This window comes from Salisaeta longa DSM 21114 (genome assembly GCF_000419585.1).
Lineage (GTDB): Bacteria > Bacteroidota > Rhodothermia > Rhodothermales > Salinibacteraceae > Salisaeta > Salisaeta longa.
On the sequence record NZ_ATTH01000001.1, the window covers coordinates 2,131,991 to 2,147,111 of the forward strand.

Genomic DNA, 15,121 nt, shown 5'->3' on the forward strand with positions numbered 1-15,121 from the left:
GGGGCCGAAGGTCATGCCACTGGTGCGATCTCCATGTACGAGCAAGAACGCTCGGTTGCGGAGATTGCCACGTCGCCTTCGGCTCCTCGCAATGACAAGAGGGGTAAAATGCAGAAACGATTCGTTAATGGTTCAGATGGCTGTTCGGGTCGGGGTGCCCTACTGCACGCCCAACATGCCAAAACAGCAACCCCCATCTTGTCATCGCGAGGACTGAACGAAGTGAAGGACGCGGCGATCTCCCTGTACGGGCAGAAACGCTTTGTTGCGGAGATTGCCTCTCCAGGATGCCCCATCCATTTGCATTAGACGGCAGGTTTTTGCTCCCCTGCGGAGATTGCCACGCACCACATGCATGACCTCACGGCCCTCGCCTTCGGCTCCTCGCAATGACAACAGGGTGAAATGAGGGAGCGATACGTCGATGGTTCAGATGGCTGTTCGGGTCGGGGTGCCCTACTGCACGCCCAACATGCCAAAACAGCAAACCCCATCTTGTCATCGCGAGGCGCGAACGAACGTGAGCAACGTGGCGATCTCCCTGTATAGAGGTAGCGAGCCGCATCGTCGCCACAGCACCAAAAAATTCGTGACAGGGAACGGCCGCCCGCTGCCATCGGTGCGTATGTTATCATCCATCGTTCACGCATCCGCCCCCTCTGCCCATGGCCGACACGCCCCGCTACTGGTCGCCCGCCTTCATCGAGCGCTTCGTGGAAGCGATCAACACCGACGATGCCTTCCAGCGCACCGCCGGCTCGTTCTCCGACACCATCATCCTGCGGTGCTTTGGCACGCCCTACGGCACCGACGTGGAGGCCGCGTACACCTTCGACGACGGCCGCATCGTAGACGTCGACGTATGGATTGACGACGCGCCCTCTGACGAGATGCGCAACGACCCCTTCGATTCCGGTACCGCGATGGCTCGGGCCTCGGCGTCGTACGACACCTGGGTGAAAATGGACTCCGGCGAGATGGGCGCCATGCAGGCCCTCACCGACCCCGACTACCACATCGACGGTCCGAAGCTGCGTATCATGGCCAACATGGGCGTCTTTCAGGGCATGAACAAGGTGGCCGCGGCGGTGGACAAAACATACTAAGCGGCGTCCGGGGTGCCCTCCTTCACTTCAACGCCGTTCCAGAAGGCGACGTGGTCTTTGATTTCTGCGGCGGCCGCTTTGGGCTCGGGGTAGTACCACGCCGCGTTTTCATTGCGCGCGCCGTCGACCACCACATCGTAGTAGTGCGCTTCGCCCTTCCACGGGCACGTGGTGCGGTGGTCGCTGGGCGCAAGGCAGGTCTCGCGGACGGCGTCGGGCGGGAAGTAGGCGTTGCCTTCCACCGCGACCGTGGCGTCGCTCTCCGCAATGACGGTGTCGTTCCAGATGGCGTACATGGCGTTCGGGAGCTTATTGACGGGGCATCGGATGAGTAGTGTACGGCCTGCACCCGCCGATCGCTAGCGTGTGCGCTGGGGTTTTACAACTTCGTTCGACGGACGCGCGGCCCGCGCCTTCGGCTCCTCGCAATGACAACAGTGGGGAAGTGCAGAAAGGATTCGTTAATGGTTCAGATGGTCGTTCAGGCCAGTTTGCGCAACTGCACGCCCAACACATCGACAACTACACCCCCCAGCTTGTCATTGCGAGGAATGAGCGTATGCGAATGACGCGGGGGCCGAAGGTCATATCTACGATGGGGCCGAAGGTCATGCCACTGGTGCAATCTCCATGTACGAGCAAGAACGCTCGGTTGCGGAGATTGCCCCTCCAGGATGACCTAAAGGCCTCACCACAGGCATGACCTAAAGGCCCCCGCGCTCACTGCGTTCGCTCGCAATGACAACATTGGTTGATGGCAAGAACGATGCGTTGATGGTTCAGATGATCGTTCGGGCCCGGGTTGCTCTACTGCACGCTCAACGTACGAAAAAGCAATCCTCTCCTTGTCATCGCGAGGAATGAACGAAGTGAAGGACGTGGCGATCTCCATGTGCGAGCAGAAACGCTCGGTTGCGGAGATTGCCTCTCCAGGATGACCTAGCAGCCCCCACGCTCCCGTTGGTCGCTCGCAATGACAAGGGAAGTGGAATTGAAAGACGCGGCGTTAATGGTTCAGAAGATCAATCACACCCAAATGAGCAACCGCACGCCCAACACGCCAAAACAGCAAAAATTAATGTGTCATCGCGAGGAGTGAGCGTATGCGAGCGACGCGGAGGCCGAAGGTCATATCTATGATGCGATCTCCATGTACGAAAGGAGTCGCCCCATTGCGGAGATTGCCCCTCCAGGATGACCTAAAGGCCTCACCACAGGCATGACCTAAAGGCCCCCGCGCTCACTGCGTTCGCTCGCAATGACAACATTGGTTGATGGCAAGAACGATGCGTTGATGGTTCAGATGATCGTTCAGGCCCGGGTTGCCCTACTGCACGCTCAACGTACGAAAAAGCAATCCTCTCCTTGTCATCGCGAGGAATGAGCGCAAGCGAATGACGTGGCGATCTCCATGTACGGGTAAAAACGCTCGGTTGCGGAGATTGCCACACACAACAACGCAATCCCCCGACCGGCCACTCGGGCCCGCCGGGGGATCGGTGCTTCGATGCGATGAGAATACACGTGGCGGCGCTGGGGCGCTGCCGCGGCTGCGGCTACTGCACGGGGAGCTACTGCACCACCGTCAGGCGCTGCGTGGTGGCCACGCCGTTGCCCGTCATCCGCAGCAGGTACAGCCCGCTGGCCAGCCCGCCGGTTTCCACCTGCACACGCTGCGTCTGCTCCGCGGGCGGCGTGCCGCGGTACACCGTGCGCACCTTCTGCCCCAGCGTGTTGTAGAGCGTCAAGGTCACCTCGCCCTTCTGCTTCACCGCAAACTCCACGGTGGCCTGCCGGCGCACCGGGTTCGGGTAGGCCGTGAGCGTAAACGCCCCGCGCAGCCCAATCTGTACCGTCACCGGGTCGGAGAACGACGCCGTGCCGTCGGTGTCCACCTGCCGGAGGCGGAAGGTGTGCGTGCCGGCGGTGAGCGCCTCGGTGCGGAAGCGGTAGGTCTGCGGCGCTGTGGTCGTGCCGGCGCCTTCCACGAAGGCCACCTGCTCGAAGGTGCCGCTCGGCGTCTTGCGCTGCACGGCAAAGCCGGCGTTGTTCGTCTCGCTAGCCGTCTGCCACGACAGCACCGCCTCCTGACCGTCTGCTTCGGCCGTGAAGCTGCTGAGCTCCACGGGGAGCGGGCCGGCGGTGGGGTCAATGGTGAGGACGAAACGCGTTTTCGGGCCAGAGCCGTCTTTCGCCACCGGGTGCTTGACAACAGTGGGCGTGGGCGGTGGTGTGGCAACTGTAGGCCCGGCCCCGTCGACAATCACCGATGATGGACTACATACGCTGGACGGAGTGGACGACGTGAGCGTAAACTCATATTCAGGCTGGGCGCGGAGATCAATCGTTTCGCCCGTCTTCGTGTCCTTCAAAAATACGCCCCACGTGTCAGGAATGTCGAGGCGTCCGTCCCACGCGATGCGTGCGGTGCCGCTATATGGCTGATTTCCATCACATCCGCGCAGTGTCGGTGCAACGGGAATATCAACCCCGTCTTGTAGGTCGTAGGGCAGATTGTTGATCGCCAGGGCGGTTCCGTTGTCGAGCACGCTGTGCAGCTGCATGAGCCCCTCCTGTGCGTTGGCAGGAGGCTCCAGCTGATAAGCATCCAAGCGATCCCATCCCTTCTGACCAGTAGGTTGAAAGCTCGCCCGCGTACTCGCCTCTAGGCCGTCCATTGTCATCTCAAGCCGAACCAGACGGTACCGCTTTGCTTCCCTCGACTTGGGCAGAAAGGTATCACCCAAGGTCGAATCAACCGAAGGAAATTGATCCGTAGCGATGTCGATCGTTAACCCTGGCCCCGTTCCATTTGCCTTCACAAAGAAGCTCTGGAAGGGAGCAATGAGCCCCTCGTCGTCGAAGGTCTCGGCTGTTCCATCATTGTCGGGTCCTCCATTGTAGGTCGCATACGCACCGTCGGCTGCGTCATACACATAGATAACTCCATCAAGATTTGTCGTGGTCAGCGCGTCCCAATCAATGATGTTAGCATACGGATTGGCAAACAGATTCCACCCGTCCTCGGTATCTGCAGCACTGGTGTTCGTAAACGTACCATTGATGGTTGTGCTTGACTCGAAGCTGGGCGTGCCTGTGGCATCTAGCACCTTGGGGAAGCCGTCATTGGTGCCATCGTTGTTGTCATCAGCGAACGTGTAAATCAACGTTCCTTTGGAGGGGTCAGCCGTTGACGCCATATCCCCAAAGACCGTCCAGCCATTGTCTTGCGAGCCACCAGTCGTCTCATCGTAGTAAAACAGGCTTGAATTCGAAAACGAGGCCGATGGGACATCAGAGTTTGCTGGGCCTTGCACCCAGAGATCGTTGTAGCCGGCCTTCTGTTCTTCAAAAACGCCCTCGTACGTGTCACCCAAAAGCGGCGTCACAAAAATCCAACTCTCCGCCCCACGCAGCGCGCGATTCATTCGAAGGGCATCGTCCGTAATAGAGATGTTGTCCAACAGCGTATCGCCGTCACTGCCATCTGTAGAGTTATAGATAACCCGTGCCCCCGACAGGAGAGTTAGTGCACTGTTCGTCTGTAGACGCCCACGAGACAATATCAACTCGCGCGTGACATCCAAGTCAGAGCCAGCTTCTACTGTCACGTCCGGGGGGGTAAGCCCCTGGTCCCGCTGATTATTGATCTCTATACTCTCGACGTTAAAGCCTGTGGTAGAACTTATGGTTTGTGTACCTCCACCGTTGAACAAGATGGTCTCGTCGGTATTGCTCTTAAAAGTAAACGTTCCCCCATCATTTGTAAAGTCGCCTGTCACCTCTAGACGGCGCCCAAGATCAAGTGTTGATCCCCCGTTGATGGTTAAGTTGTTTACCAACAATGCAGAAGATACCTGAGGGAAATTTACTGTTGTTGCATTTCCTCCAGCATCATCAGTCACGGTAAGGTTTCCGAGGTTAAGATCAGAACCTGTAGCTCCACCGACACTTTGTGTTGCGCCACTGCTAAATGTAATTCCCCCTGTTGCAGCACCACTACTATTGAGGGGATCTAGCGTACCATCAAACTGGGCATCACCATTGAGGGTCAGAATGCCCCCGCTGATATCGAGTGTTCCAGTCGACCCAACAAGCAGATCTCCATTTATCTCAAACGTATCTTCAAGCAGAACTGTACCATCAATGACATCAACGTTCGAAAACACAACCCCCTTAACGGTAATATTTGTACTGGAAGGGTTAAACTTAACCTTATTTGCGAAAAATGAATTAGTGGTTTTCACTTCAAAAGAGTTACCAGTAAAGGTAACATCGGAGCCCTCTGTAGTCCCACTCCCGTATTGACCGTCAGGAAGGACTGTTAGATTTCCTTCAATAATAATTGAGCTATTATTGGTAATCGTGAGGGTGTCGTCAGGGTCAACCTCAGCAGGATCTTTCTCATCACCTGTAGACCCGTCATTACCTATAATTACGTTATAGAAAGGATTGTTCGCCGTAAAGTCTCCATCTAGAGATTGAGCACTCCCCAGAGAATTTCCTATAAACTTTACTGTACCATCGGCAGAAGTAAAACTTCCATTATTCGTAAAGTTCGCACCAATCTTTATAACGCCAGTGTTGCCTGACTCCAGTGATCCTCCAGAATTTATAGCAATAGAAGATTGGACGGTTAACGTTTTAGATTTTACCTTTAGATCTCCACTTATTGTTAAATTTCTGGTTACCCTTAAATTGCCACCACCATCGAAGCTATCAAACATATCAATGGTACCACCGAGCGTGAGATCGCCATTGACCACCAAACTGTCTTGATAAACTCCAATTAAGTCATTGGTGGGGTCACTATCTGTATTTTCTATTGTAAGATCGTCAATGCTAAAAGATGAATTCAGTATTTGCAACCCATCTCCCTCTTTTATCTTAACAGATTCACCAGGGTCGTTAGGAATGCCATCGGCTGTCACCTCAGGCCCAGTAACATCCCAGCAATCTGCATCTCCAAAGGTTCCATCGCATGCAGAGTCTCCAGCATTGCTCGTATAGTCTTGAGCAGCCAATGGCGATATGCCAAAGGTCAAGAGCAGCACGAAAAACAAGGCCGCCTTGCCTAGAAATGAATCGCTTATGTATCTCATTGTAGTAGCGTTTTTCATAGGTCCCGGAATTCGTCTATGTACAATTGGGCACGATATGGTCTTTACAACGAGGTCTCGCCTTCAGTATTACGCAAACGCCGCGCGGCATATGCTGCACCAGCCGCAGCCAACCACGCAATTCCGCCGTCCACGGGCACCTGGCTAGGACCGCCCCCGCCACCCGGCAGCGTAGGCGCATTAGGCGTGGCCCCACCACCAATAGGCCCACCCAAGTGGCTCCCCGCGGCGCCCGCTCGCTGATCAGGCGTTGCGCCTAGGGTCGGGCGTTGCGGCTGCGCCCACTCTGGAATCTCTTGTGCCGCCGGCCCCGGCGCGTGGGTCGCCTGCGCGTGTGCATGCGAAGGGCCGAGGAGCCATACGGCCAACACCAGTGCACACAGGTGCGCGGGCCATCCAGTCGATCGGTACGTAGCTGAGCACATAGATTCTGTTATGTCGTGGAATGGTGTACAATATCACAGCGCAATGAACATGCCGGTTCATTGGTCCACCGGCGCGCGGCCTCCAGCATGTGGGAACCGCCGCGCCGAATCATCGCTGTGGGTCCTCCCTCAATTCTTTGGCTACACAATTTGCAGGCCATTAGGGTAAGTATCAAGTCCCGTGCGTTAATTCTTTGCGTCTTGCCTGCTCCAGCGGCGCTTTTCACATTTTGATCGGCTTTCCTCACAGGGGCGTTGCGGTTGCGCGCGCCGGTGCCGATCTTAGCGTGTTGTCCCTTTTGCGTAAGCCACCCTCTGCTCATGCCCGACGACCTGCAGCTATTGGACTTTGAGACGCCCATCCACGAGCTGGAGCAGAAGCTCCAGGAGATGCGGCAACTCAATCAGGAGAACCCGGAGGACCTCTCAAAAGAGATTACGGCCCTCGAAGAGCGCGTGGAGCAGCTCCGTGCCTCGGTGTACCGCAACCTCACGCGCTGGCAACGCGTGCAGATTGCCCGCCACCCGCAGCGGCCCTACACGCTCGACCACATCGACGCGCTCACCGACGGGTTTGTGGAGCTGCACGGCGACCGCACCCACAGCGATGACCACGCCATTGTGGGCGGGCTGGCCACGTTTAAGGGCGGGCGCTACGGCCACCGCGACCGCACGGTGATGGTGGTGGGCCACCAGAAGGGCCGCGACACGAAGGAACGCAAGTACCGTCGCTTTGGGATGCCCAACCCCGAGGGCTATCGCAAGGCCGAGCGCCTGTTCAAGCTGGCGGCGAAGTTCAACAAGCCCATCATCACGCTGCTCGACACGCCCGGGGCGTATCCGGGCCTGGAGGCCGAGGAGCGCGGTCAGGCGGAGGCCATTGCACGCAATCTGTTCGAGATGGCCCGGCTGCCGGTGCCCGTGGTGGTGGTCATCATTGGCGAAGGCGCCTCGGGCGGGGCCCTGGGCATTGGCGTGGGCGACCGCGTGCTGATGATGGAGAACGCCTGGTACTCGGTGATTGCGCCGGAGAGCTGTTCGCAAATCCTGTGGCGCTCGTGGGACTACAAGGAGGACGCGGCGCGCGCGCTCAAACTCACCGCGCCCGACCTGGTGGAGGTCAATATTGTAGATGAGATCATCCCGGAGCCGGTGGGCGGGGCCCACAAGCGGCCGGCGGCGGCGTTTGAGGCGACCGGGCAGGCCATCGGCGCGGCGCTGGAGGCGCTCTCCGCGAAAGATCCGCAGACGCTGTTGGATGAACGCCTCGCGCGCCTGGATGCCATCGGTCCGTTTGCCACGGCCGACGCGGATGGGTAGGTTTGTGGCCCCGCGGTGGTATTTTTACACTGCTGAGAACACGGGTTTATTCTTGAAGGGGAATCCCGGAAGACGGAAAACGCCCACCATCGAACGTTTTCTCCATCTATGGAGATTGCCGCGTTGCTCACATCCGTTCGCGCCTCGCAATGACAAGATGGGGGTTGCTGTTTTCGTACGTTGGGCGTGCAGATGCGCAACCCGGCCCAAACGACCATCTGAACCATCGACGGATCGCTGCGAGGAGCCGAAGGCGAGGGCCGGAGGTCATGCCTGTGGTGCGTGGCAATCTCCGCAGACGAGCAGGAACGTACCGTACAGCAAGCACAAGAGTTGATCTTTGAAGGGCAATCTCCGCAATGGGACGTTTACCTCCGTACACGGAGATCGCCACATCACTCCCTACGGTCGTTCCTCGCGATGACAAGATGGGGGTTGCTGTTTTCGTACGTTGGGCGTGCAGATGCGCAACCCGGCCCAAACGACCATCTGAACCATCGACGGATCGCTGCGAGGAGCCGAAGGCGAGGGCCGGAGGTCATGCCTGTGGTGCGTGGCAATCTCCGCAGACGAGCAGGAACGTACCGTACAGCAAGCACAAGAGTTGATCTTTGAAGGGCAATCTCCGCAATGGGACGTTTACCTCCGTACACGGAGATCGCCACATCACTCCCTACGGTCGTTCCTCGCGATGACAAGATGGGGGTTGCTGTTTTCGTACGTTGGGCGTGCAGTAGGACAACCCGGTGTGAACGGCCATCTGAACCATCGACGGATCGCTCCCTCATTTTACCCTATTGTCATTGCGAGGAGCGGAGCGACGTGGCAATCTCCGCAACCGAGCGTTCCTGCTCGTACATGGAGATCGCCACGTCCTTCACTTCGTTCAGTCCTCGCGATGACAAGAAAGGCGTTCGTTTTTGTGAAGCGTTGGACGTGCAGTTGCACAACCCGGCCCAAACGACCATCTGAACCATCGACGGATCGCTCCCTCATTCCATCCTTTTGTCATTGCGAGCGAACGGAGTGAGCATGGCAATCTCCGCAACAGAGCGTTCCTGCTCGTACATGGCGATTGCACCGACGGCATGACCTTCGGCCCCACTTCCAGCATGACCTTCGGCCCCCACGTCCATCGCTCCGTTCAGTCCTCGCAGTGACACGATGAGTTTTGATGCGTTGGTGCAACGAGCATGCAGTTGCTCATTCAGCTGTGCTTGACCTGTTGGTGCCGCGCTACGCATCGAGGGCCGCGGTGAGCGTCTCCTCATCGTCGGCCGCGTAGGCTTCGATGGGCGGACAGCTGCACACGAGGTTGCGGTCGCCAAACGCATCGTCCACGCGGCGCACGGTGGGCCAAAACTTGTGCTCACGTGCAAACGCCGACGGATAGGCCGCCTGCTCGCGGCTGTAGGGCGCCGTCCATTCGGAGCGCGTCACCGCTTCCGCCGTGTGGGGCGCCTGCCGCAGCACGCTTTCGTCCGCGGCCACCGCGCCATCCGCCACCGCCTGAATCTCGTCGCGGATCGAATACAGGGCATCGCAGAAGCGATCCAGCTCCGCCTTCGACTCGCTCTCGGTCGGTTCCACCATCAGCGTGCCCACCACGGGCCAGCTCATCGTGGGCGCGTGGAATCCGTAGTCCATGAGGCGCTTGGCCACATCTTGCTCGCTGATGTCCAGCTCCTGACGGAAGTGCCGCAGGTCGAGGATAAACTCGTGCGCCACGAAGCCGCGCGTGCCGGTGTACACGATGTCGTAGCGGCTGCTGAGGCGCTTGGCCACGTAGTTTGCGTTCAGGATGGCCACCTTCGTCGCACGGGTAAGGCCCTCGGCCCCCAGCATCTTGATGTAGGCCCACGAGATCAGCAGGATCAGCGCGCTGCCGTAGGGCGCCGCGGCAACGGGCGGAATGGCCTGTGCGCCGCCGGTGTCGGCCAGCGGGTGGCCCGGCAGAAACGGCGAGAGATGCGCCGCCGTGCAGATGGGGCCCACGCCGGGGCCGCCGCCGCCGTGTGGGATGCTAAACGTCTTGTGGAGGTTCAGGTGGCACACGTCCACGCCAATCTCGGCCGGACGGCACACGCCCACCTGCGCGTTCATGTTGGCGCCGTCCATGTACACCTGTCCGCCGTGTTCGTGGATGACGGCGCACACGTCGCGGATGTGATCCTCGAAGACACCATGCGTGGAGGGGTAGGTGACCATGAGGGCGGCGAGCCGGTCGCTGTGCTTCTCGGCCTTTGCCGTCAGATCGTCGAGGTCTACGTTGCCGTGGTCGTCGCAGGCTACCGTCACCACATCCATGCCCGCCATGGTCGCGCTAGCCGGGTTGGTGCCGTGGGCGCTTTCGGGGATGAGGCACACGGTGCGCTGGTCGTCGCCGTTGGCGCGGTGGTACGCCTGGATGACGAGCAGCCCGGCGTACTCGCCCGAGGCGCCGGAGTTGGGCTGCAGGGAGACGTCGTCGAAGCCGGTGATTTCGGCCAGGTAGCCGCTGAGCTCGTCGATGATGCGGTGATAGCCCTGGGCTTGGTCGGCCGGTGCAAACGGATGCACGTTCGCGAACGCCGGATTCGAGATCGGCATGAGCGCGGCCGTCGGGTTGAGCTTCATGGTGCACGACCCCAGCGGGATCATGCTGTGCACGAGCGAGAGGTCTTTGCTGGCCAGCTTGTGGATGTAGCGTGCCAGCTCGGTCTCGGAGTGGTGCGCGTCGAAGATTGGGTGGGCGAGCACCGGCGTGGTGCGCGCGAGCGGTCCGTCGTAGCCCGGGTCGAGCGCATCGGCGAGGTCTTCGGCACGGAGGCGGCGGCCGTTCGTTCCGCCAAAGATTTCGATGAGCGTGTTCAGCGCATCGGCGTCGGTGGCCTCGTCGAGCGCGACGCCCACCGAGCCGTCGTCGTAGTAGCGCAGGTTCACCGCGCGGGCCTCGGCGCGGCGGCGCACCTCGGCCGTCGTCATCTCGTCGCCCACATCAATGCGGAGCGTATCAAAGAAGTCGGCGTGGCGCAGCGTGTGGCCCAGCCGCTGGAGGGCCGTGCCCAGCAGGCGCGTGCGTTCGTGGACGCGCGTCGCGATGGTCCTCAGCCCTTCCGGTCCGTGGTACACGGCGTACATCCCGGCCATCACGGCCAGCAGCACCTGTGCCGTGCAGATGTTGGACGTCGCGCGGCCCCGGCGGATGTGCTGCTCGCGCGTTTGTAGCGCCATGCGCAACGCCATGTGCCCCTCGGCATCCTTCGACACGCCAATCATGCGTCCGGGCACCTTCCGCTGAAAGCGCTCGCGCGTGGCAAAGTACGCCGCGTGCGGACCGCCGTAGCCCATGGGCACCCCAAAGCGCTGCGTAGACCCCACCACCACGTCGGCGCCCCACGTGCCCGGCGCCTCCAGCAGCACCAAGCTCAGCAGATCGGCGGCCACCGCCACGTGGGCATCGGCCGCGTGCGCCGCCTCACAAAACGCCGCGTAGTCGCGGACGGCACCATCCGTGGCCGGGTACTGCACCAGCGCGCCAAACACGTCCTCGGTGAAGGTAAACGCGTCCGGGTCGCCCACCACCACGTTCACGTCGATGGGCTTGGCGCGGCCCTTCACAACAGCAATGGTTTGCGGATGGCAGTCGGCCGCGATGAAGAAGGTGTCGCCGTTACGGCCGCGGCCCACGCGGTTGAGCATCATCATAGCCTCGGCGGCCGCGGTGCCCTCGTCGAGGAGCGACGCGTTGGCAATCTCCAGCCCGGTCAGGTCGGTGACCATGGTCTGGAAGTTGAGGAGCGCTTCGAGGCGGCCCTGCGAGATTTCGGCCTGGTAGGGCGTGTACTGGGTGTACCACGCCGGATTTTCGAGGATGTCGCGTTGAATGACGGGCGGCGTGATGGTGTCGTGGTAGCCCATGCCGATGAAGGAGCGCCACGCGTCGTTGTCGGCCGCGCGAGCGTCCACGTCCTCCAGGAGGGCGCGTTCGGAAAGCGCCGGGGGGAGGTCGAGCGGGCGGTCGGTGCGGATGGCCGCCGGTACGGTTTGATCGACAAGGGCGTCGAGCGAGTCGAGGCCTAAGGCGTCAAGCATCGCCGCCACATCGTCATCAGACGGTCCAATGTGGCGATCGGCAAAGACGTCGGGCGCGGAAAGCTGAATGGGCATAGGGAGCAGACAGGGCTGAAGGCAGTCCGTTTTCAGTTTACGTTGAAAACCACAACGATCCAACAGATGAACCCTGGACGGGTTCGGGAGCCATACCGCCGGCGGGGGGCCGGGTTCGCGCCGCGTGTGTTCTTTAGGGGCTGTTCGCACGGCCGGCCCGCGGCACGTGCGTGGGGGCGTTAGCGACGCGGGGCGTGCCGTCGCTGGTTCAAATGGCCGTTCGGGCCGGGTTGTGCAAGTGCACGCCCAACGTGCCAAGGCAGCAATCCCCTACTTGTCATTGCGAGGACTGAACGGAATGGAGAACGTGACGATCTCCATGTACGAGCAGAAACGCTCTGTTGCGGAGATTGCCACGTCGCTCCGCTCCTCGCAATGACATTGTGAGGTGGACGAAAAACCATGCGTCGGTGGTTCAAATGGTTGTTCGGACTGATTTGCCCATCTGCACGCTCAACACGCCAAAACAGCAAATCCCTCCTTGTCATCGCGAGGACTGAACGAAGTGAAGGACGTGGCGATCTCCATGTACAGAGGTAAACGCCTCATTGCAGAGATTGCCCTTCAAAGATCAACTCTTGTGCTTGCTGTACGGTACGTTCCTGCCCGTCTGCGGAGATTGCACCACAGGCATGACCTAAAGGCCCCCGCGCTCCCGATGGTCGCTCGCAATGACATGGATGGTTGGGGGAAAGGTCAAGCGTTGATGGTTCAGATGGTTATTCGGGCCGGTTTGCGCAGCTGCACGCCCAACGTATCGACAACTACAAATCCCAGCTTGTCATCGCGAGGAATGAGGGGCCTTGGTCATGCCACTGGTGCGTATGCGAAGGACGCGGCGGCCGCGCCGGATGCAAACGTCCGCGCTGGTTTGTTACTTACACGCAGCCCCTGCCCGTTCACCGGTCCACCCGCCCATGATTGCCCGCCTCCTTGCCCTCGCGTTCGTCATGACTGCCCTCTCCTCCGTGGCGGCCGCCCAACCCGCCGCCCGCGCCACCTCGCCCGATGGACAGCTCGCCGTAGCGGTGACGCTGTCCGATGCCGGCACGCCGCACTACCGCGTCACCTACCGGGGGCAGCCCATCATCGAGCCCTCGCGGCTGGGTGTGGTGCTGGCCGGCGGCGACACGCTGGGCACCGGCGTCGCGCTCATGAACACCGACACGTCGGTGCACGATACCACGTGGACGCAGCCGTGGGGCGAAGCGGCCACCATCCGCGACAACCACACGCGCCTGCGCCTCACCTTCGCGGAGAGCGACGCCCCCAACCGCCGCTTCGTAGTGGCCTTTCGCGTGTTCGATAACGGCATAGGGTTCCGCTACGAGTGGCCCGCGCAGCCGGCCCTCGACCGCTTGTCCATCGTCGACGAGCTCACCGCCTTCCGCTTCGCGGCCGACCCGACCGCCTGGTGGATTCGCGCCTACGAGTACAACCGCTACGAATACCTCTACGAAGAGACGCCGCTGTCGGAGGCCGGTTACGCGCTGCATACGCCACTCACGCTGGCGTTTCCGGACGGCGGGCCGTACGTGGCGGTGCACGAGGCCGCCCTCGTTGACTACGCGGCCATGTCGCTGCGGCGCACGGGGCGCACCACCTATCAGGCCGACCTGGCGCCGTGGTCGACCGGCGTGCGCGTCTACGGCACCGCGCCCTTCCGTTCGCCCTGGCGCACCCTGCTGATTGGCGACACCGCGGGCGACCTCATCACCAACTACACCACCCTCAATCTGAACGAACCCAACGCACTGGGCGATGTCTCGTGGGTGGAGCCGGGCAAGTACATCGGCATCTGGTGGGCCATGCACATGGGCGAGTGGACCTGGGCCAGCGGCCCGCGCCACGGCGCGACCACCGCGCACACCAAGCGCTACATCGACTTTGCGGCCAAGCACGGCTTCGATGGCGTGCTGGTGGAAGGGTGGAACAAGGGCTGGGACGGCTCTTGGGCGGGCGACGGCTCTTCCTTCTCGTTCGTCACGCCCTACCCCGACTACGACTTTGAGGCCCTGGCCGCGTACGCCCGCTCGAAGGGCACGCGCCTGATTGGCCACCACGAAACGGGCGGCAACGCGCCGCACTACGAGGCGCAGCTCGACACGGCGTACGCCCTGATGGCCGCGCGCGGCGTGCAGGCGATCAAGACCGGCTACGTGCAATGGGGACCGTCCTTTCCGCGGATTACCGCGCGGGGCGACACGGCGCGCGAGTGGAACTACGGCCAGTACATGGTGCGCCACTACCACCACACCGTGAAGGAAGCCGCCAAGCACAAGCTGGCGCTCAACATCCACGAACCCGTTAAAGCCACCGGCCTGCGCCGCACCTATCCCAACCTGCTCACCCGAGAGGGCGCGCGCGGTCAGGAGTTTAACTCGCCCTGGGGCGGCGGCAACGGCCCCGACCACATTCCCACGCTCGTCTTTACGCGGATGCTCGCCGGGCCCATGGACTTCACGCCGGGCATCTTTAACCTCGATGCCACCGGCGACAGCACCAACGCCGTACCCACCACACTGGCCGGGCAACTGTCGCTGTACGTCGTGCTCTACAGTCCGCTGCAAATGGCCGCCGATCTCCCGCGCCACTACAAGCAGCACCTCGACGCCTTTCAGTTCATCAAAGACGTACCGGTGGATTGGGCCGAGACGCGCGTGCTGGAAGCGCAGATTGGCGACTACGTCACAATCGCGCGCAAGGACCGCGCCTCCGCGGCCTGGTACCTGGGCGCCAAAACCGACGCCGACGCGCGCACCATGACCGCACCGCTCACGTTCCTCGACGACGGCACGCGCTACACCGCCACCATCTACCGCGATGCTGCCGCGGCCGACTGGGAGACCAACCCCGAGGCGTACGTCATCGAGACGCGCCCCGTCACCGCGCAAGACACCCTGCGCATTCCGCTCGCGCCGGGCGGTGGCGTAGCCGTGCAACTGCAGCCCGCCGCGCCGTAGGCGTCTGAAAAATGCGCAAACCCCTTGCCCGAAGGCCG

General features: G+C 61.1%; 7 protein-coding genes. 3 read left to right on the forward strand and 4 right to left on the reverse strand.

Translation table 11 applies throughout. The features are described from left to right. The first annotated feature begins 665 nt into the window (after positions 1–665). Entirely contained in the window at positions 666–1,106 is a 441-nt protein-coding gene (locus SALLO_RS0108855) for a hypothetical protein (protein ID WP_022835951.1), read from the forward strand. Here the strand turns inward: SALLO_RS0108855 and SALLO_RS0108860 are convergent. From SALLO_RS0108860 to SALLO_RS18915, 3 genes are all read right to left on the reverse strand, one after another. After that, the gene (locus SALLO_RS0108860) at positions 1,103–1,402 is read right to left on the reverse strand and encodes a DUF427 domain-containing protein (protein ID WP_022835952.1); all 300 of its coding nucleotides are present in this window, start codon (positions 1,400–1,402) and stop codon (positions 1,103–1,105) included. The two genes, SALLO_RS0108855 and SALLO_RS0108860, sit on opposite strands and share 4 nt — an antisense overlap. A gap of 1,275 nt (positions 1,403–2,677) precedes the next feature. After that, positions 2,678–6,226, reverse strand: a complete 3,549-nt coding sequence (locus tag SALLO_RS18180; RefSeq protein ID WP_084696227.1) for a T9SS type A sorting domain-containing protein — start codon at positions 6,224–6,226, stop codon at positions 2,678–2,680. Between the two features lie 44 nt (positions 6,227–6,270). Continuing rightward, positions 6,271–6,651, reverse strand: coding sequence for a PID-CTERM protein-sorting domain-containing protein (locus tag SALLO_RS18915; protein ID WP_407689956.1), 381 nt, complete (start codon positions 6,649–6,651; stop codon positions 6,271–6,273). Positions 6,652–6,972: 321 nt separating this feature from the next. Here SALLO_RS18915 and SALLO_RS0108870 point away from each other — a divergent pair, with 321 nt between their 5' ends. After that, positions 6,973–7,971 carry an acetyl-CoA carboxylase carboxyltransferase subunit alpha gene (locus tag SALLO_RS0108870; RefSeq protein ID WP_022835954.1) on the forward strand — a complete coding sequence of 333 codons (999 nt, stop codon included), beginning with the start codon at positions 6,973–6,975 and terminating at the stop codon, positions 7,969–7,971. A 1,236-nt stretch (positions 7,972–9,207) separates the two neighbouring features. Here SALLO_RS0108870 and gcvP read toward each other — a convergent pair. Beyond that, positions 9,208–12,120 (reverse strand): aminomethyl-transferring glycine dehydrogenase, encoded by a 2,913-nt coding sequence (gene gcvP / locus SALLO_RS0108885; protein WP_022835956.1) that lies wholly within the window; start codon positions 12,118–12,120, stop codon positions 9,208–9,210. A gap of 917 nt (positions 12,121–13,037) precedes the next feature. Between gcvP and SALLO_RS0108895 the strand changes: the two genes are divergently transcribed. Then, complete coding sequence (locus tag SALLO_RS0108895) at positions 13,038–15,083, forward strand: glycoside hydrolase family 97 protein (protein ID WP_022835957.1); 2,046 nt, start codon at positions 13,038–13,040, stop codon at positions 15,081–15,083. Positions 15,084–15,121 lie beyond the last annotated feature (38 nt).

What these genes read in the sequence shown, in the direction of transcription:
- SALLO_RS0108855 (WP_022835951.1), top strand. Translation starts at nt 666, where the DNA reads ATGGCCGACACGCCCCGCTACTGGTCGCCCGCCTTCATCGAGCGCTTC.
- SALLO_RS0108860 (WP_022835952.1), bottom strand. Translation starts at nt 1,402, where the DNA reads ATGTACGCCATCTGGAACGACACCGTCATTGCGGAGAGCGACGCCACG.
- SALLO_RS18180 (WP_084696227.1), bottom strand. Translation starts at nt 6,226, where the DNA reads ATGAAAAACGCTACTACAATGAGATACATAAGCGATTCATTTCTAGGC.
- SALLO_RS18915 (WP_407689956.1), bottom strand. Translation starts at nt 6,651, where the DNA reads ATGTGCTCAGCTACGTACCGATCGACTGGATGGCCCGCGCACCTGTGT.
- SALLO_RS0108870 (WP_022835954.1), top strand. Translation starts at nt 6,973, where the DNA reads ATGCCCGACGACCTGCAGCTATTGGACTTTGAGACGCCCATCCACGAG.
- gcvP (WP_022835956.1), bottom strand. Translation starts at nt 12,120, where the DNA reads ATGCCCATTCAGCTTTCCGCGCCCGACGTCTTTGCCGATCGCCACATT.
- SALLO_RS0108895 (WP_022835957.1), top strand. Translation starts at nt 13,038, where the DNA reads ATGATTGCCCGCCTCCTTGCCCTCGCGTTCGTCATGACTGCCCTCTCC.